Source organism: Streptomyces sp. SDr-06, assembly GCF_003324565.1.
Taxonomy (GTDB): Bacteria; Actinomycetota; Actinomycetes; order Streptomycetales; family Streptomycetaceae; genus Streptomyces.
On record NZ_QOLA01000024.1, the window covers coordinates 1 to 17,762 of the forward strand.

General features: G+C 67.8%; 15 protein-coding genes and 1 pseudogene. 4 read left to right on the top strand and 12 right to left on the bottom strand.

Annotation, left to right across the window (positions count from 1 at the left end; genetic code table 11):
• Nucleotides 1-222: 222 nt before the first annotated feature.
• The 9 genes from DT019_RS32535 to DT019_RS32570 all read right to left on the bottom strand — a co-directional run bounded on the left by DT019_RS32535 (nt 223) and on the right by DT019_RS32570 (nt 11,225).
• The gene (locus DT019_RS32535) at nt 223-600 is read right to left on the bottom strand and encodes a hypothetical protein (RefSeq protein ID WP_114040574.1); all 378 of its coding nucleotides are present in this window, start codon (nt 598-600) and stop codon (nt 223-225) included.
• A 192-nt stretch (nt 601-792) separates the two neighbouring features.
• Nucleotides 793-1,200, bottom strand: coding sequence for a hypothetical protein (locus DT019_RS32540; RefSeq protein WP_147267371.1), 408 nt, complete (start codon nt 1,198-1,200; stop codon nt 793-795).
• Between the two features lie 1,061 nt (nt 1,201-2,261).
• Nucleotides 2,262-2,666, bottom strand: a complete 405-nt coding sequence (locus DT019_RS32545) for a hypothetical protein (RefSeq protein ID WP_223279864.1) — start codon at nt 2,664-2,666, stop codon at nt 2,262-2,264.
• Between the two features lie 90 nt (nt 2,667-2,756).
• Nucleotides 2,757-5,459 carry a class IV lanthionine synthetase LanL gene (gene lanL, locus DT019_RS32550; RefSeq protein ID WP_114040576.1) on the bottom strand — a complete coding sequence of 901 codons (2,703 nt, stop codon included), beginning with the start codon at nt 5,457-5,459 and terminating at the stop codon, nt 2,757-2,759.
• The gene (locus tag DT019_RS32555) at nt 5,456-6,514 is read right to left on the bottom strand and encodes a radical SAM protein (protein WP_114040577.1); all 1,059 of its coding nucleotides are present in this window, start codon (nt 6,512-6,514) and stop codon (nt 5,456-5,458) included. The genes lanL and DT019_RS32555 overlap by 4 nt, the downstream gene beginning before the upstream one ends.
• Nucleotides 6,501-8,261: an ATP-binding cassette domain-containing protein gene (locus DT019_RS32560; RefSeq protein WP_114040578.1), complete on the bottom strand. Its 1,761-nt coding sequence runs from the start codon at nt 8,259-8,261 to the stop codon at nt 6,501-6,503. The genes DT019_RS32555 and DT019_RS32560 overlap by 14 nt, the downstream gene beginning before the upstream one ends.
• Nucleotides 8,258-9,907, bottom strand: a complete 1,650-nt coding sequence (locus DT019_RS32565) for an ABC transporter ATP-binding protein (protein ID WP_189390113.1) — start codon at nt 9,905-9,907, stop codon at nt 8,258-8,260. The genes DT019_RS32560 and DT019_RS32565 overlap by 4 nt, the downstream gene beginning before the upstream one ends.
• A 108-nt stretch (nt 9,908-10,015) precedes the next feature.
• The gene (locus tag DT019_RS41125; RefSeq protein WP_223279873.1) at nt 10,016-10,099 is read right to left on the bottom strand and encodes an ALQxL family class IV lanthipeptide; all 84 of its coding nucleotides are present in this window, start codon (nt 10,097-10,099) and stop codon (nt 10,016-10,018) included.
• Nucleotides 10,100-10,160: 61 nt separating this feature from the next.
• Nucleotides 10,161-11,225 (bottom strand): radical SAM protein, encoded by a 1,065-nt coding sequence (locus DT019_RS32570; RefSeq protein ID WP_114040580.1) that lies wholly within the window; start codon nt 11,223-11,225, stop codon nt 10,161-10,163.
• Nucleotides 11,226-11,767: 542 nt separating this feature from the next.
• Here DT019_RS32570 and DT019_RS32575 point away from each other — a divergent pair.
• On the top strand, nt 11,768-12,493 hold the full coding sequence (locus DT019_RS32575; protein ID WP_114040581.1) for an IclR family transcriptional regulator: 726 nt from the start codon (nt 11,768-11,770) through the stop codon (nt 12,491-12,493).
• Nucleotides 12,494-12,564: 71 nt separating this feature from the next.
• Here DT019_RS32575 and DT019_RS32580 read toward each other — a convergent pair.
• Nucleotides 12,565-12,828, bottom strand: a pseudogene (locus DT019_RS32580) (integrase core domain-containing protein); the annotation flags it as partial.
• A 117-nt stretch (nt 12,829-12,945) separates the two neighbouring features.
• Here DT019_RS32580 and DT019_RS32585 point away from each other — a divergent pair.
• Nucleotides 12,946-13,131: a hypothetical protein gene (locus tag DT019_RS32585; protein WP_114040583.1), complete on the top strand. Its 186-nt coding sequence runs from the start codon at nt 12,946-12,948 to the stop codon at nt 13,129-13,131.
• A 17-nt stretch (nt 13,132-13,148) separates the two neighbouring features.
• Here DT019_RS32585 and DT019_RS32590 read toward each other — a convergent pair.
• Nucleotides 13,149-13,978 (bottom strand): IS5 family transposase gene (locus DT019_RS32590; protein WP_411292760.1). Its coding sequence is split into 2 segments (ribosomal slippage): nt 13,149-13,642 and nt 13,642-13,978, totalling 831 coding nucleotides; the frame shifts between segments, so codons are not numbered across the junction.
• A 531-nt stretch (nt 13,979-14,509) separates the two neighbouring features.
• Here DT019_RS32590 and DT019_RS41130 point away from each other — a divergent pair.
• Nucleotides 14,510-14,830, top strand: coding sequence for a DUF6192 family protein (locus tag DT019_RS41130; protein ID WP_223279865.1), 321 nt, complete (start codon nt 14,510-14,512; stop codon nt 14,828-14,830).
• On the opposite strand, the gene DT019_RS32600 is transcribed toward DT019_RS41130, so the two are convergent.
• Nucleotides 14,803-15,186, bottom strand: coding sequence for a hypothetical protein (locus DT019_RS32600; RefSeq protein ID WP_114040585.1), 384 nt, complete (start codon nt 15,184-15,186; stop codon nt 14,803-14,805). The genes DT019_RS41130 and DT019_RS32600 overlap by 28 nt on opposite strands.
• A gap of 371 nt (nt 15,187-15,557) precedes the next feature.
• Here DT019_RS32600 and DT019_RS32605 point away from each other — a divergent pair, with 371 nt between their 5' ends.
• Nucleotides 15,558-16,538, top strand: coding sequence for a LysR family transcriptional regulator (locus DT019_RS32605; protein WP_189390117.1), 981 nt, complete (start codon nt 15,558-15,560; stop codon nt 16,536-16,538).
• Nucleotides 16,539-17,762 lie beyond the last annotated feature (1,224 nt).

Here is a 17,762-nt window from a genome sequence, read left to right on the forward strand (position 1 = left end):
CCATCGCCGGCCCGCTCCTCGCCGCCACCTACAGCCTCGGCCTACTGGCACTCCGCAAAGCCCACCCAAAAACCGCGATCCCCTACGGCCCCTTCCTCATCACCGGCACCCTCACCACCCTCCTCACTCAATAACAGCTCGTCGCACACGAACAGAGACCAGACTCCCCAACGCGAGTGACCGCCCCTGCCTCATTGACAGCGGTACGGAGTGACCCATGGGTCAGTGACCGCTCGGAGTCTTCCCGTAGCAGGAGCGGATGGTCCTGTCCAACTTCCGATGGATCACGCGGAGCGCCATGATGGTCAACTCATCGTCGAGCCCCGTGGTCGTCGGCCATTCGGCTCCCGACCCCATCAGGTCACTCACGAAGACGATCTCTACCGCGAGCAGCACACGCGCCCACTCCACCGGAGAGATCCGCTCGTCCGAGGCGAGCGTGCTACGAAGCGCGAGGCACTGGTCAACCAGGTGCTGTGCATCCGTGAATCCCATCCCGACGGCCAGTTGATCACTGCATCGGGCCGGGCCGCACCACTCCAGGAGGGCGCGTCGCAGTATGGCGATCTCAGCCTCGGCAAGCAGTTCGCCCGCCGCCACCGCATCTTCAGACGTCGTTCCAGTCCTACCCAACAGTCTTCCAGCCTGGTTGGATCCAGGCGGTAGATAGACCCCGCGTCCTCAGCGTTCGGATTGTGGACTACGAAGGCCGTCCTGCCTGGAACCGGCACCCTTGCTGGATAACGGGAGAGGTTCCACCGGGACCATGTCCGGTGGAGCCTCTGGTGTCTGTCAGTCAGCCAGCGGAGTCACGCAGTCTTCGCTAGTCAGGGCGACTTGGAGTCCAGGCAAGTCGCTGGCCTCGCCCATCCCCATCCGTTCGGCGAACTCGGCCGAGAAGAAGGTGACGTAGCCGGTGTACATGTCCGCATCCATCAGGGTCGCCTCTACGGAAACACGGGCCACCAGCGACGGCTTCCACGACAGATCTACGGCCTCGTGGAGAGCATCCCAAGCAAAAGAGAGCCCTCTTCGCATGAGGATGTCGATGCTTCCACTGCCCATCACATCGATATCCATATCTGGGATACCGCGACCATTTACCGCCGATTCGCAAGCCCCGATGTTCGAAAAGTCTGACCGCCTCCCGAAATAGGAGTCACGAAATTCCGCCAGCAAGGTGGCGCCGTCGTCGAGCACCCACCCTGCAGAGACAACTGGATCCAGCGGAGCGTATCTGTCCGACGAGCGGACACGCGTCATGAGATCACGTCCCAGGAGACTTCGCACGGTACAACTGATTTTCACCATGAGCTCCTTTACTGCGAACCGGCAATTTTACAGATAATGCAGCGTCCCAAGCTTCGCCCGTTCAAGACATCAATGCCCTTGGCCAGGCCCTTCGCGAAGCGCACGATGCCAGGCACCGGCTGCGCTGATCACACTCGCGCCGCCACCAGCACCGGCCCCGCACTTGCCACTACCGGCTGCAAACGGCCGGCCCAGACCAGGGCACCTAACGATCTACGACTGAAGTAGCAGCTCGGAAGGGTGAAGATGTGTACATTATCTTCTCAAAAGCCTTTTTGGCCTACATGGGGCAGCGCGTGGCCGTCGCCCCAGCGCAGGCCGGCACGTGGGTCCCAGTAGTACTGGTGCACCCAGACCCTGCCGGTCAACGCGGACACGGTCGTCATCCGCCAAAGCCCGTCGAAGAACGCAGGGAAGGTGCATCGGATACCGCGACCAGCACTGCCGTTTCCACGGCTACACCCGCGATGTGTCCGGGGCGCACGCGATGAAGGGCTCCGGCGTGGACGGCTGGGTGGGCCGCGGCCTGATCTCCACCGGCCCAGCAGTTCGCCCCCAACGGCCCCTGATGCGCGCTCTTCGCCTGCTGTCGGTGGTGCCAGCGGTGCTGGTCGGCACGGGCTGCGTGGCCGTCGCCCCAAAACCGCGGCGCCTGCATGGGAGTTGGTCCCCGCCGACGGCCGCGTCACCACCGTGGCACCCGGACCATCCTGGCCCGATCCGGTACAGCCACCCGCCCGCAAGGCCCTGGCCCCGGTACGGGCCCGCCCCCACTACGCCCACGCCCCCCAGCGCCGAGCCCGTGGGCCCGCCCGGCCCGGACCGGCCACCACCCGAGGCCCCCGCCGGGCGCCGAACGGCCAGGCCGTGTCCAAGATCCGTGTGTGACGACAGACCTGAACCTCGCTGGTCGCCTCAATCACTGATCGCCACATCGATCCTCCCGCCATTCATCGGGTCGGCATCCCTCCGTGAAGGCTGTCGACCACGATCGGCAGAGACTCTTCAACAAGGTAGGGGTGCTCGGGGAAGTAGCCGATTTGGAGGTGACCACCGTCCTCCGCGGTGGCCATGCCCTGGAGATCGGCTGCGAAAATCGCCCTGGCGCCGGGATCGCCGCTGATCACCAGGACCTGCCGGGAGGCGTCAAGCCCGATTTTAATCCCAGGGCCGACAGCCCTTCTGACATCGATCCCTGCCAAGGCGTCGCTATCCAGCGGTGACGTGGAGCCGATGAACCCGGCGCCCTCGGCCACCGCGCGTGCCAAGCTGGCCAGTTCCTCCGCTGAAGCAGTGATACCCAACTTCGCCGAACACAGGATCAGAAACCAGTCGCATGGGCGGCACTCCTTCAAGGTCAGAGCTCCATCATGCCGCTCGAGATCTTCGGCCCTGCTCGGCGGGGGCTGGAAACGGGGCGGAAGCCACCCGGCCAGTCCCCGGCCCTACTCACCGCGATCGGATGCGGCAGCTAACTCGGGCCGAGGCCCCACCATGAGGGAGTTGGGAAGCCAGAGCCGGGGGCCGCCGTCGCGCAAACGGGTGAGGAAGGCCAGCACACCGCTGAGGCCGGTACTGAAGCCCGCTGTCACCGCACTTCCGGTGTCGTCGGGCAGAACCATGCGGCCGTAGCGCAGGGCGTTACGGGGCTGAATGCTCTCCGCGAGCTCCGCCGCCCACTCCCGGTAGCGCTTGTCGCCCAGGAGCTCGGCCAGGTCCAGCAGAAAGTCGCCATCCCCGGCAAGGCCGTGGCACTGGCAAGTTCCCATGTGCCAGCGGGAGCGGCGGACGGCCAGGGCTGCCTGAACCGCGAGGTCGGCGTGCCGGTCCTCGCCGGAGTGCTGCCACATCCGGATCAGGAAGGTGCCGATCCCGGAGGAGCCGCTGCACCAGTTGGTCTTCAGGAGTCCACCTTTGTCGTCGCTGGGCCAGTACGCGGCGCCCCGGTCGAACCGTACGAGGGAGCCCAGCGTGTCCGCGGCGGACGTGGCGAGCTCCGTGTAGCGCGGCTCGCCGGTTGCATTGCCTGCCGCGAGCAGAAACGTGCCCACTCCGGCCACCCCGTGGGCGAAGCCATAGTGGACGACGCCCGCCAGCGCCGAGGCGAAGTCGGCGGCGATCGGCCATCTCACCTGTCCGCCCCCGTGTTCGGCGGCTGTGGCGAGCGCTTCGGCTGCGGTCCGCGCCCGGGCCAGGAACTGTTCTCCTCCAGTTGCCTCCCAGAATCGCAGCTGGGTGAGGCCAGCTCCGGCGGTCCCATGGCAGACATCCGGATTCGGCCAGCGGATGGGCACCCGTTGGGCGAGGTCCACTGCCAGTCGGCGCAACCGGTCGTCGCCGAGGAGCTGGCCGGCTTCCAGCAGTGCCCAGGCCGTTCCGGATCGGCCGAAGTACAGGCCGGGCAGCGCGCGTGGTTCGCGTCCGACGCGGCGCGCTGTCCAGTCGGCCGCGGCCTGGACGGCTTCCACGAGCGCCGGCTCGCCCTGGCAGCCGCGGACCAGCGCGCCGAGTACACCAGCGCTGCCGTGTTGGACGTTGAGGGGATCGGTTCCCCTGTCGTTCCGACCCGTTGGCCACAGGCGCTGGTCGTCTGCCGGGTCCATGGTGTCCCATAGGTGGGCGAATCCGTCGGAGATCAGGCGGTCCAGGTCGTGGTCGCCGATCCGGCTGGCCGTGGGGCGCGCCTCGGGACCTTCCGCTTCGACGAGGAGGGCGCGCACGGCGTCGAGACCGGGGCGTCGCTGCGGAACCGCATCCATGAGGGCGACGATGACCGGTGCCATCAGCCGCGCTGCGGCGTTGCGCGGGGCAATCCGCTGGAGCCAGTGCGCAATGCGCTCGGCAGCGGTCCGCTCCTGTGGTTCGTCCGGGGGCAGTGCCGGGTCGGCGCCACTGACCAGGTAGAACAAGGTGGCACCCAGGCTGTACAGAGCGGCGGAAGGTGCGGGGGCGGACCCGGACGGTGGTGCGCCGAGCCGCTCCGGTGCGGCATACGCCGGAGTGTGGGACCGCTTGACCTGGGTGCCGGGCTCGGCGAGCTGCTCGAGGTCGATCAGGCGCAGCTCCCTGTTTGCCAGGATCATGACGTTGTCGGGGGTGAAGTCCTGGGTGACGAAACCGCTGTCCTGCACTAGCCGCAGCAGGTTCACGAGTTCGCTGGCGATGTCGCGCAGTTGGGAGACCGGCCCGCCCCACGCCCCGCCGTCGTCCGGTTCGAGGTTCTCGCGTACCCACTGGCGCAAGGAGACGCCCGGCAGTGACTCCTGTACGAGGAACAGGTCGCCCTGTTGCTCGAAGACGCCGACGGGGTGCGGGGTCCGGCCTGAGGGGGCGAACCGTGCCAGCAGTTCCGCTTCGTGTCGTCGCCGGTCACGGATGTCCTGCCCGTCCAATCCCGCCCCGGTGTGCGCCCGGGCCTGCTTGATGACGACCTCGGCCCCGGTCATCTGATCGGAGCCCAGGAATACGCCTCCGGTGAAGGCATGGCGGATGACTTTCCGGACGAGGTAACGGCCATCGAGCAGCACGGGTCTGGGGACCGTGGGGGCGGCCTCTGCCAGGGGGTGGAAGGGGTCGGGCGAAGCCCACGAGGGCGGTGAGAACCACGCCTTGCGCTCGTCAGGCACCAGCCGGCCGTCCGGGGCGATCAGCATCGCCTCGTAGCTGCCGTCGTTGCCCAGCATCGGCACTCCGGTGAACACTCCGAACCGGTAGTGCACCAGGCTGCCGGGCCGGTAGGGCCGGTCCGAGAGGATCCCCGGCCCAGGCAGGCCGGCGGTCGCCCGGTGCAGCTCTTCGGCCAGCTCCCCGAGCTCCTCTTGGTCGCACTCGGGGTACGCGGTGAGGAACTTGCCGCCCGTGCCCCGGTTGCACAGCCGGGAGCCGAGCTCTTCGACCTCTGCAAGGGTTTTCGCGAACTTGAACGGGCAGGTCCGGCGCAGCAGCACGTCCGCCGCTCTGGCCAGGACCAGGGGCGCGGACAAGGGGGTCGCGGAGAGGTGTAGTTTCCACCCCTGTCGTACCGAGCGCCCGCCCGGGGGCTCGACGTAGCACCAGAACGTGTCCGGCCTGGCCTGCCAGCCGAGGCCGTCGTGGCGGGCGAGTGCCGCCTGGGCGCAGTCGATGAGCAGCAGATCGTCGACGGTCATGATCGTCCTCGGAGCGACAGCGCTGCCGAGAGTTCCGGGCGCCCCGCGATGCGGGCCCGGTCGTCGTCGGTGCCGAAGCGGTGGTCGATCCGGCGGGCGGCCTCGGCCCACTCCCGCATGGTGCGGACCGGTTTGAGGGTGTCCACCACGAAGGGGTCGTGCCAACGTGCGACCGAGCGTTTCCAGAGCAGCCGCGGGTCGTCCTCGAGGATGTTGCCCACCACTCCCTCGTAGATGCACATAGCCCGCACGGCTCCGTCTGGTTCCACGGCCATCGCGGCGAAGAAGTTTCCCGCCGCGATCCGGTCGGGGTGCATGCTCGTACCCCAGTTGTCGGACAGGGACAGTTCAAGCGAGGCAGGTGCCAGGGACTTCAGGCGCTCGGCGAGTTCGGGCGAGGCCAGCCAGGCGGCCTGCTCATCGCTGAGCAGTTCCTGCTCCACGAAGCTTTGACGGTTGGCGAGCCCGGAGGGCACCACGGCGCTGAGGTAGAGGAAGCTCATCTCTGGGAAGCGGGGGGCCACTTCACTGCAGAACAGTTCCAGCTGGCCGAAGCTGCTTTGCAGGACCGTGCTGTCGATGCCGAACACCGGCGATGGGTCACCGCGTCGCCGCGCCTCGCACGATGCATCGTCCAGCAGTTGCAGCGCCTTCATGGCACGGTCGAACGAACCGGCCCGGCCGCGGATCCGGTCGTGGACCTCGGCTGTCGCCCCGTCGATACTCATGTTCACCTGAGGCCGCAACCGTAGGATCTCTTCCATCGCGCGCTCCCGCAGCGGCCATCCTCCGGTGTAGAGGTACACCCCGATCCCGGCGCTCGTGATCCGTTCGATGATCTCGAAGATCCCTGGCACCACAAGTGCTTCACCACCGCCCAGCCCAACGTTGTCTGGGGCGAGCGAGACGATCGCGTCCGCGACACGGAGGTTGTCCCGCAGGCTCAGTTGCCGTGACGGCCTCCTGCCCGACTCGGAGTAGCAGTGCACACAGCGCAGCGGGCAGTTGTAGGTGATGTCCCACAGAATGTAGCCAGGACGGTCAGCGACCAGCATCCTTCTCTCCTCTGTTGCCGGAATACGTCAGCGGACAGCCATGCTCGTGGTCCCAATTGCCGACCAGGTCGGCATAGAGCGCGGACGCGGCGGCCAGCTGGTCATGAGTACCGAAGCGAGCGGTGCACCCGTCCAGCAGGAGCACCCGGTCGGCGCGGCGGGCGGAGCTGATCCGGTGCGCGATGACGATCAGCGTTCCGGGCCTTCGGGCGAATGCGGCCTCGGCCTTCGCCTCGGCCTCCTGATCGAGCCCGGAGGTGGCTTCGTCCAGGATCACCAGCCGGGCGGGAGAGAGGTACACCCGAGCCAGCGCGACGAGTTGCCGCTCGCCCTGCGAGAGTTCGGCGCCGCCCGCGCCGACCCTGGTGTCGACCCCGCCCAGCCGGTCGGTCACCGGCCGCAGGCCGACCACAGTCAGGGCCTCGGCGATCTCGGTCTCGGTGGCCCGGGGCGCCAAGTAGGTCAGGTTCTCCCGGAGCGTGCCGGCGAAGACGTACGCCTCTTGCGGGATCAAGGCCACGAACCGGCGCAGTTCACGCTGGTCGACGCCGCTGATGTCGTCGCCGCCGAGCAGGACCCGTCCACGCTGCGCCGTCAGCAGCCCGGTGAGCAGCCCGGCCAGCGTGGACTTGCCGATGCCGCTGGGTCCGACGACCGCCAGATGACTCCCCTCCGGCACAGAGCAGTGGAGGTCCTGGACGATCGGAATGGCGTGCGGCCCGTAGGCGAACGTGAGGCCGTCGACCTCGAGGTCATATGTGTCAGGGGCGGGGCTTGCGGTAGGTGTCCCGGCAGGCTCGGCGAACCCCTCCCCGAGCCGGGTGATGCTCACCGCCATCTCCAGTCCCCAGGTGGCCATCACCTCCAGCAGCTTGCGCAGCGCCGGTTCCAGACCGACCGTCAGATAGGTGACTGCGCCGGCCAGCTCGCCGACGCTCAGGTAGCCGCGGTGCAGCAGTGAAGGCGCGGAGGCCAGCAGGACGATCACCGGCAGCTGGCCTCCGACGAAGACCACCAGCGTCCGTGCGGCGGTCGCCCGGGCCAGCGCACGGGCACGTCGCCGCTGTTCGTCCACTGCCTGGTCGATGCCTGCGATGACCCGGTGCTCGCCCGCGCAGGCGATCGCGTCGCGCACCCCGCTGAAAGCGGTGCCCGCCCGCTGGGCCACTTCCTCTTCGGCGAGCAGCACCGCCTTGTGACGCGCGGCCAGGCCGGGCAGCAGCCAGGCGAACAGCGCCAGCGCCGCCAGCACCAGCCCGCCGCTGATCACGGCGGTCAGCGGGGCGAGCAGGCTCAGTCCCACCAGCGCGGCCGCCGAGGCGAAGACGATCTGGCGGATGATGCGGAGCAGGGCGTGCAGGACTTCCCGGACGGTCTGCACCTGTTCGGTGAGCCGGGCGACGGAGGCCAGATCCGGCGGGCGGTCCGACTTCACTGCATCGGCCAGCACCCCCTCCACCAGCGCGATCACGAACGTGTCCCGCACCGGTTCGATGACCGCGGCCATCAATGGGAAGAGCCGGCGGGTGGCCGCCGCCCCGACTAGCGCGGCCGCCAGCAGCGCGGTGAGGGCCTCGGCGGCGGGCAGCACGTCATGCGACAAGAAGTGGTCGATCGCCGTGGAAATCAGCAGCCCCGAAGCTCCCACGGGAGCGGTCTCGACGACGGACCAGACCAGGATCCGCGCCAGGGTTCCCCGCCGTTGGCGGAGCACGCTCAGCAGCAGCGTGTGCCCGGCCCGGTTCACCCGGCGTTCCCGAAGACGGCACGGTACCGGGGCTCGGTGGCCCACAGGGTGTGATGGGCCGCAACCGCCTGGATGCGTCCCTGATCGAGCCAGGCCACCAGGTCGGCCCGCGCCGCCGTGATGGCACGGTGCGCGATCACCAGCCGGGTGCGGCCGGCCAACCCCTCGACGAACGCAGCAGCCAGTTTGGCTTCGGTGACGGAATCCAGACTGGAAGTGGCGTCGTCCAGAACCAGCACTCGTCCTTGATGTGCGATCGCCCGGGCCAGCCCCAGCCGCTGCAACTCACCGCCGGAGAGCGGAGCTTGGTCGAGCCTGGTGTCGAACCCGTCCGGGAGCCTGCGGATGAAGTCCTCGGCCTGGGCGATCCCGGCCGCGCGTTCGACCTTGCCCCTCGCCTGGTTCCCGAAGCCGATGGCGTCACCGATGGTGTCGCCGAGCAGAACCGGGCGGTCGAAGGCGTACCCCACGGCCGCGCGGACGGCTCCGGGATCCAGGGCACGCAGCGGGACGCCCTCCAGCAGCACCTCACCCTCGTCGGGATCGACCAGCCCGCCCGCGAGCAGCCCGAGAGCGGTCTTGCCGCTGCCCGACGGGCCCACGACCGCCAGCACGATCCCTGCCGGTACGTCCAGGCTGACGGCGTCCAGCACGGTTCGGTCGCCGTGGCGGACCGAGACTCTGCGGAAGGACAACTCTCCTTGTCCAGCGGGAAGTTGAGCAGTCCCTCCGCCAGCTGACGACGGCTCTGCCAGCAGCTCCTGGACGCGGGCGGCACCGGCCCGCGCGTCGGCAAGGAAGAGCAGGGTGTCCACCTGCTGGACGAACCCCAGGGCAATGGTGAGGTACAGGGTCAGCGCGAAGAAGGCGCCCGGGGAGATCCGGCCGTCGGCGACACCCGTCCCGGCGACCAGCAGGACGAGGATCCGGATGGCAGTCTGAGCGAACGCCACCTGCCAGGAGACAGCGCGCCGGACCTTCCAGGTGGCCATTCCCGCTCGCGCCAGCTCCGTCAGCGGAGACAGAACCCGCGTGGCTTCCCGGCGCCCGGTTCCGCAGGCGCGAATGGTCCTTCGCCCGGAGACCGCATCGGCCAACCGGGCCGCGATGGCGGAGAGGTGAACGAGATATTCGGCGAACGCGCTGGACGACCGCTGGGCGAGCCGCCGGATCGTGAACGCCAGCGGGGCCGCGGTGATCAGAAAGGTGAGACCGGCCTCCCAGTCGATCCAGCACAGGGCCGCCGCCCCGCAGGCCGCTCCCAGGATCTCCACCCCGACTTCGACCAGATAGGGCACCGCCTTGGCCGCCGACGCGGCATTTCCGGTCAGGCGAGCGATCAGGTCGCCAAGCGCATGGCGCCGGGAACCGGGCACCCCCAGCATGAACACCTGCCGCACCAGCCGGTAGCGCAGCCGGCCGAGTACCGAGGTCTCTGCCAAGACCCCTGCCATCTCACCGCCCGCCTCGGCCACCACGCGCAGCAGCAACAGTCCGGCGAACACCAGCAACAAGAGATCGGTGTCGCCGCCCGCCAGTGTCCGGTCGACCACACGGGCCAATGCCACCGGAAGCAGCAGCCCCGCGCCCAACGCAACGGCTGCCGCGACGGCCTTGGTCGCTGCGGGTACGGGCGCGAGCCGCACATGCCGGAAATGAAAGTGAGACATCGCTTCTCCGTTGCGGTCACCGACAGGGGGTCCGGCCCGCCCCCACGCACGATCGGTGTGGGAAGCGGGCCGGACCGGTGGCACTCAGCAGGTGCCGCAGCACGGGAACAGGCCGAGCTCGGGCTCGGGCTCCTCCAGGACCTGCAGGGCAGTCACGTCGAATTCCATGCGAATACACCTCCTTTCAGCGTCGCAGCGAATGAACTGCTTCCCGCGGGGCACTTCGTGTTCATCCGGCGGGAAGGGCTTGGGAGAGGACGAGCGGACGGGCGTCGATACGGGCACGGTCGTCGTCCGTGCCGAAGTGGTAGTCGATCCGGCGAGTCGCCACAGCCCAGTCCTGCATGGTGTAGACGGGCGAAAGGGTTTCGACAACGAATGGGTCGCTCCACCTCGCGACCGAGCGCCTCCACAGCTCCATCGGTGGATCCGTGAGCAGGCTGCCCACGGTGCCCTCGTATATCGCCATCGCCCGTACCCGGCCGTCCGGTTCCACCTGCATCGCGGGGATGCGGCCTTGCGCGAGGAGATCGGGGTGGTAGCGCAGCAGACGATTGTCGGTGACCGATACGTGGACCGATGGCGGCACGAGGGAGCGAAGCCATTCGATGTGCTGAGGATCGACCAGGAGATCGGCCTGCTCATCGGTGAGGAGATCATGCTCGGCAAACCCAGGACGGCTGGCCAGCCCGATCGGCATGGCCGCACCGAAGGACAACTGATGCAGCTCCGGAAACCGCGGAGCAATATCGGTGCAGAACAACTCCAGTTGGTGGAAGCTGCTGCGCACGAGGGTCGCATCCAGCGCGAATGCACATCGCTTGGCGTTACGGGCCCGCTGGCGGGCGGCCCACCGGTCGAGCAGCTCCAGAGTGGCCATGGCACGGTCGAAGGAGCCCGCCCGGCCGCGGACGGCGTCATGGACCTCTGCCGTCGCACCGTCGACGCTCACACTGACGTCCGCACATTTCACCAGTACGTCCTCGACCACCGACGGGCCCAGCGACCATCCACCGGTGTAGAGATGAGGTTCCACACCGGCGTCGACCATGCGGTCGACGACCTCCTGCACGCCTTTCACCACCAGGGGTTCGCCGCCCGCGAGCACGATGGCCGCCGGACACAGCGCCAGCATCGCCTCCGTGACCCGCAGCATGTCCACGAGGGAGAGCTGCTTCGAAGCACGCCGTCCCGATTCGGAATAACAGTGCGTACATCGCAGCGGACAGGCGTAAGTGATATCCCAGACGATGACGTTCGGGCCACCGGAGATGGTCGCCACTCGGCTCGACATAGATCCACTCCTTGTTCGCCAGGCACAACCGTGCAGCACACATTTCCCGCCAGGGAATTTTCCGGCACGACGGTGACACGCTTACCGAAGCACCTTTTAAGCACGTCTTCACATGGAGCAGGCGGTCAACGCAAAGGGATATCTCTCCAGGAATCTTCACTCGCACCAGCTTGTACCGAAATGGAAGCCGTGACTGGAATTTCGATATCCTATCCAATGCAATACTCACCCCGGGGCGCGACACATTATCGCCCCGCCATCGATTCGTAATGCCGAGAATTGAGACGGCGCCCAGCCTAGCGAAGACTCACCAACAGGGCGAACGGCGGTCCGCTGAGTGGACCCTCCAAACCAGAAACTCGACCCGCACGCGGCAGAGTGGCCAGGCCCCTCCTGCCACAACAGAACCAGATTTACCACGGGCTCAAAAATTGCACATATCCGGAAGTGGTACTTCTGGTTCCGCCACTGGGGGGAATTTATGATGTGTTTAGCCCTGTCCTGTGAAATCGGCTCCCACGGGAAAACCAAGGGGGCATCAGATGGCTGGCTCTGCAGCAGACTTCGCAGGTGAAAGGCCGTCTCGCGGGCGCGGAGTGCTGGAGGGGGCCTTTGCACTGCTGGACGCGCTCAAGGAGGCCGAGGAAGCCGGACTCACAGCACTGTCGGCCGGCGCCGGACTACCCAAGGCCACGGCGTATCGGCTCCTGGAGCAGCTGGCCGAGCTGGGCGCCGTTGAGCATCGCGGCTGCCGCTACCGGATGGGTCCTCGGATGTTCCGTCTAGGCCTGGGGTGGCAACCGCATCCACGACTTCGCGCCGCAGCGAACACCCCGATCCGGAAACTGGCAGCCGCCACCGACGCCTCGGTAGCGATCTGCGTGGTGCGTGAGGGGCGGACGCTGGCCGCTTTCGGCGTTCCCGGCATAGTGGACCATCTGGCCCCGGTCCGCCCGGGCGCGAGCTGGCCATGGACTACAGCCGCAGGCAAACTCCTGGTGGCATTCGCCCCGCCCGAAGCGCCACTGAGCCACCTGCCGGCAACCTGGACACGCGAGGCTTCAGCCATCAGGGAAAAACAGGTGTGCCTGGACCGGGAGGAGCTGATCCCTGGAGTGTGCTGCGCAGCCGCGCCAGTGACCACCCCACACGGCGACATCGTCGGAGCAGTCTGTGCCATGGCCGCGCCCTCGCATGACATCACTAAGTTGGCGAACGCCGTCCAACGTGCCGGCCGGATGGTCAGTGCCGGGCTGCGCCAACCGTAACTGGCTCTGACGGGGCCGCGACCCAAGATCGTGGACACCGGTTGTCATGCGGCGGCGGTCAGCGTAGCTGATTATTGTTCGAAGGCGTTCGGGCTGATCTGGCCGATGCTGGAGTGCCTTCTTCTGGTGTGGTAGCGGGTAGCCCACCGGGAGGCCGCGAGACGGGCATCGCGGGCTCCTGACCAGCGTTTCCCGCCCTGGAGGGTCTCGCGTTTCATGGTCGCGGTGAACGATTCGGCGGCGGGGTTGTCCGAGCTCGTGCCCACCGCGCCGCGCGATCTGACCACGCCGAGGTCGGTGCAGACTTGGGCGAACTCCTCCGAGACGTACCGGGATGCGCGCGTGACCAGCTGGAATCCGTAGAGCTGGGACGCCCTTCTGAACCGTCGGACGTCGCGTCCTTCCGCGGAATCGATGTCTTCGGCCTGCCGGCCCGCGAGGTCGTGACCCAAATGTCCGACGTCACGGCCATCGCCGCTGACGACGAGGACCCCGCGTCATTCGTCGCGCCGGACCTACTGCTCAGTTTCTGGCACCCCTTCGCCGGTGATGACGAGCCGGACGACGAGCAGGGCTACTACTTCAACTCCGTGTTGCTGGCTCGGCCCGACTACCACGACGGCCCCGGCCGCGGCTAGGAGTTGTCGTCAAAGTGTCACGCCCACATCAGGAGCGAGGCGAGGGTGACGGCTGCCTGGTAGGACTCGGCGGTTTTGTCGTAGCGGGTGGCGATGCCGCGCCACTGTTTGAGGCGGTTGAAGCACCGTTCCACGATGTTGCGTTGTGTGTAGAGGCGTTTGTCGAAGCGGGGCGGGCGGCCGCCCTGCCTGCCGCGCCGGGCCCGGTTGCGGACCTGGTCGGCCCGTTCGGGGATGGTGTGGCCGATGCCGCGCCGTCGCAGCCAGGTCCGGATCGCCTTCGAACTGTAGCCCTTGTCGCCCAGCACATGGGCGGGCCGCACCCGGGGGCGCCCCGGGCCGATCCGGGGCACCCGTATCGCCTCCATGACGGCGGTGAACTGGGTGCAGTCGTTGGTGTTCCCGCCCGTGAGAGTGAAGGCGAGCGGGCGGCCGAGTCCGTCGCAGGCCAGGTGGATCTTGCTGGTCAGGCCGCCGCGCGAGCGTCCGAGCGCGGGGCTGCGGTGCCCCCTTTTCGGGCCCCGGCGGCGTGCTGGTGGGCACGCACGACGGTGGAGTCGACCGACACCAGCCAGTCGATGTCGCCGGCCGCGTCCGCCTTCGCCTGCGCCGACCGGAGCATCCGCTCGAAGGTGCCGTCCCTGGCCCACCGGCGGAAGCGTGTGTGGAGCGTGGCCCACGACCCGTACCGCTCGGGCACATCCCGCCAGGCCACGCCGGTACGGAACTTCCACACGATCCCGTTGAGGACCTTTCGGTCGTCCAACCGCTTCCGGCCCCGCGAGGAGACCGGCAGCAGCGGACAGACAAACTCCCACTCGGCATCGGACAGTTCATGGCGACGTATCACCCGACCATGATCCACTACTCAAGATCATCATTTGACGACAGGGCCTAGGCCCACATCAGCCATGTGATCTCGCCTTGCCAAACCCCTTCACGGCCCGTCTACCGTCCGGTGGACGGGCCGCCCCATGAGACCACTCGGACGAGCTACGGCATCGGCCCCAACTCGCCGTCACGGACATGTAGTCTATGAATCGTCGCAGTTCAGAGCCGGTATCCGAGCTCCTGCGGTCGGCAAAGAGATCGAGCCGATGCGTCCGCGGGGCGGGCGCTGTCCGGTCGAGGGTGATGGCCTGGAGGTGCGGGAGTCGTTACGGCTGTTCGCGGAGTCGATAGGCCTGTCCTGCTACACGGTGCGCACCCGGCGGTGGGTGGCGGCGCAGTGGCCCGAGGAGTTGCGGCAGGCGGGGGTGTCCTGTGAGGTCCACCGGATTCTGGCGCAGGTGGAGGACCGGTTCGAGGTCATCAAGAATCCGCGTGGAACGAGCGCACGGGAGAGTTCCGGTGGTCAGGGGATGCGGCGAAGAGGGTGGTGGGCTGGACGCCGGACACGCCGGTCACGCTGGAGGAGAAGGTCGAGGCGATCCAGGAGATCACCGGTGATGACGAGGCAGTCGCGGCGGCCGTGGCCACCGACTTCCTGCGCCGGCCGGAGGTCGCGTTCAAGAGACGTTCGGTGAGGACGAGCCGGCGAGCGAGATGGCGTCCCAGACGCTCGCTGGACTCGATGCCCTTGCGGGCGATCCGTCCCGGTTCCAAGATGCATGTCCTGTCCGACCGGTCGGCCCGCAGCGTCAGAACCTGCGCCGTGGGACCGGACGACTGTCAGCCGGTCCCGTCGACTTCCAGGTAGCACCAGCTGACGTATCCGGCGACATGGGTGCGGCGATTCGTTCCGTACTGCCACTGGTTGGTCGAGTTTGTCCCACAGTTCACGCTCGCGCCGGTGGTCTGGAAGCCTCCGGTGAAGCAGTCGTGGTGACTGCCGTAGCCCCTGGTGGAGGAGCCCAGGTCCGGGGCTGACCGGATGCGGATGCTCGTTCCGGTGAAGTCAACGTCGCCCGGGCAGTAGATGGTGCTTGCTGAGGCCGGACGTGCAGTCGCGGCGGGCACGGGTGCCGCTGACACAGGCACGGCCGCGGCGGTGACGGTGAAGCCGACGGTCAGGAGCGCTACCGTGGTGACGGCAGCGTTGATCCGGCGATGCATGGAGTTCCCCTTTAGTGGCAGCCTGTTGGCGGCCCTGGCGGTCGGATGTGCCTCTGACGCCCACGGGTGCGAACGCGCCGATGGGCAGTCGGCCCGGAGCCCCTATCCCTTTCTATCCCCGCCGGGGCCTGCGGGAAGGCCCCAGGCCACGCCGGTCAACGACGCGACGGAGAGCATGGGGCCCGTGGTGTGTCGTGGCATCGGCCCTGCTTTCCTCGCGAGATGGCGCTGCTGTGCTGCCGTGGACAGCACAGACCTTCCGTACTTTCCGAGCGGCACTGAGGCGGTGTGGCCCCATCCTGACCGCGCACACCGGTGCGGGTAAAGAGAAACCCGATGCCGACCGAGGGCCCATTGATACCGTGATGGGCATGGACGGCTCGACCAGGGACGGACAAGCCGGAAGCGAGAGGGCCTCGGCAACCGGCTCCGCCCGCGAACCGAGCGTGCATCAGTTGCGCCTGTTCCTGGTGCTGGCCGAGGAGTTGCACTTCGGTTACGCAGCGCAGCGCATGTTCATCAGTCAGCCCGCGTTCAGCCGCCAGATCCGTGCTCTTGAACGGCGTCTCAGGGTGCAGTTGTTGGCTCGTTCGAGCCGTCGGGTGGAACTCACGCCGGCAGGCCAGGCGCTGCTGCCGGAAGCGCGAACGGCAGTGGAGGCGATGGATCGTGTTCGTCACGTTGCGCAGACCCAGGTCCGGCAGATTCAGGGCCGGCTGGTGATCGGCTCCATCGGGGCGGAGGCGCAGCAGCCCTATACGCGCGCTGTTCTGGCGGAACTCCGCGCCCGGCACCCTGCTCTCGAGCTCGATGTGTGCAGTCTCGACATCGCACGTCATGTCCTGGCGCTGACCGAGGGTGAAGTCGACGTCGCTTTCCTCGTCTCGCCCATACCGCCGGGCATCGAGACGTTGACGCTGGCCACCGAGCCGCGTGTGGCCTGTCTGTCTGCCGATGACCCGCTCGCCGGACGGACCAGCGTCACCGTGGCAGAACTGGCAGAACGCCCCGTCGTCGAGGTCCCGCCCGAATGCCCGCGTACCTGGTGGAACTTCTGGGCCGTCGACCCGCGCCCGAACGGCACCCCCGTGCGCTACGGGCCTGTTGTCCATGATGTGGAGGGACTGTTCCTGGCCGTGGCCCACGGCGAAGCCATGGCCTTCCTGCCCGCCGCCGCACGGAACTTCTACCCCCGCCCCGGCGTGCACTACGTAGAGGTATCGGACTTATCACCCAGCACCGCCGCCCTGGCCTGGATGCCCAAGAACAACGCCCTGCCCGCGATCTGCGCCATACGCCAGGCTGCTCGCGCCGTTGCGCAACGGACGCCAAGCCCGGGCCCCGGCCTCTGACAGCGCACTTGCACCGCTTGCCCCGCAGCCTGACCAGCGACTATCCAGGCTCAGCAGGCACCCCACACGCGCCAAGGAGCGCGCCGAGCAGCTCGATGCGGTCGACCCGGAATGGAATTCGGCCCGGCGCGGCTGACAGCGCAACTACATGGATCTCCAGACCTGCTGGCCGCAGGGGCGCTGCTGAAGGGAATCATGCCCAAGGTGACCTGGCAGGGTGACGACATCGGCCCTGGCTCACCCTCCAACGGCGGGACTGGTACCGCCTCAACGCCGAACAGGAAAAGCGACGCGGTGCGCTCGGCATCGAGGCGGCCCCCACCTCGGCCGGCAGGCACGCGTCCACGTCGGACGGCTCGAGAGCGAGCCCGCGGCGGCCGGAGCGGCGCGGGATGCCGAGGGGTTCCGGCGGCTCGGCGGCCCTCGCGCAGTACACCGAGCAAGAGCAGCGCACCGTGCTCCCGCGTCAGCACGCCGAGCACGTCGTCAAAGACGGCCAGGAGTACGCCGTACGGCTCGGCCTGTGGCACTCGAACCAGACCGCCGCGATGGGCGGAGCGGCCAGCAGCTCACACGGCTCGCAGCACTCGGCGTCGACTTCGCAAGGGGGTCCGTTACGGCAACGTCAGAGGCACTGGGTACAAGGCACGACCTCGCGCCTATGGGGGTCGGCCGGAAACCGCTCCCGACCCAGCTGTGAACAGGCGATCGACAACGCGGCCGTGGTCCGGTAACCGGAAGTGAAGCCGAGAGGGGGATGGCTATGTCGCCGTTGCACGGCTCGCGCTCGACAAACCGGTCGGCCAGTGGCTGACGAACTGCCGCCGGGCGTTGACCCGTCCGCAAAAGGACCCGCTCCGTCGGGGCGTGGCCATGGACCTGTCGGCACTTGCAGGGCTGACCCGCCTGGCCACCACACCAATGGTGTCTGTCGAAGCAGAGCAAGCTCGCCCGCCGGACACTGAGAATGGAAGACCCGGCGTCTTCGTCTCGCTGGGCTCGTGGGGGACGCCATTTGTCTTAGAAGGCTTCCGCTTTCCGTTCAGCAGGCTTGATGAGTCGAACAGGGTTCCTGTTCGGGTGATCGTCGCGCGGTCGGTGCATGAAGGAAGGGCCTCTTGGTAGCTCGGGGTTGCGATCCCAACCGAGCTGTTCCAGGAGGCCCTGTTGTCACAGTCTTTCGCGCTCATGCCTGCCGAGTCCAACGTGCCGTCCCGGTCGTGT

What these genes read in the sequence shown, in the direction of transcription:
- lanL (WP_114040576.1), bottom strand. Translation starts at nt 5,459, where the DNA reads ATGACCGTCGACGATCTGCTGCTCATCGACTGCGCCCAGGCGGCACTC.
- DT019_RS32555 (WP_114040577.1), bottom strand. Translation starts at nt 6,514, where the DNA reads ATGCTGGTCGCTGACCGTCCTGGCTACATTCTGTGGGACATCACCTAC.
- DT019_RS41125 (WP_223279873.1), bottom strand. Translation starts at nt 10,099, where the DNA reads ATGGAATTCGACGTGACTGCCCTGCAGGTCCTGGAGGAGCCCGAGCCC.
- DT019_RS32570 (WP_114040580.1), bottom strand. Translation starts at nt 11,225, where the DNA reads ATGTCGAGCCGAGTGGCGACCATCTCCGGTGGCCCGAACGTCATCGTC.
- DT019_RS32575 (WP_114040581.1), top strand. Translation starts at nt 11,768, where the DNA reads ATGGCTGGCTCTGCAGCAGACTTCGCAGGTGAAAGGCCGTCTCGCGGG.
- DT019_RS32585 (WP_114040583.1), top strand. Translation starts at nt 12,946, where the DNA reads ATGTCCGACGTCACGGCCATCGCCGCTGACGACGAGGACCCCGCGTCA.
- DT019_RS32600 (WP_114040585.1), bottom strand. Translation starts at nt 15,186, where the DNA reads ATGCATCGCCGGATCAACGCTGCCGTCACCACGGTAGCGCTCCTGACC.
- DT019_RS32605 (WP_189390117.1), top strand. Translation starts at nt 15,558, where the DNA reads ATGGACGGCTCGACCAGGGACGGACAAGCCGGAAGCGAGAGGGCCTCG.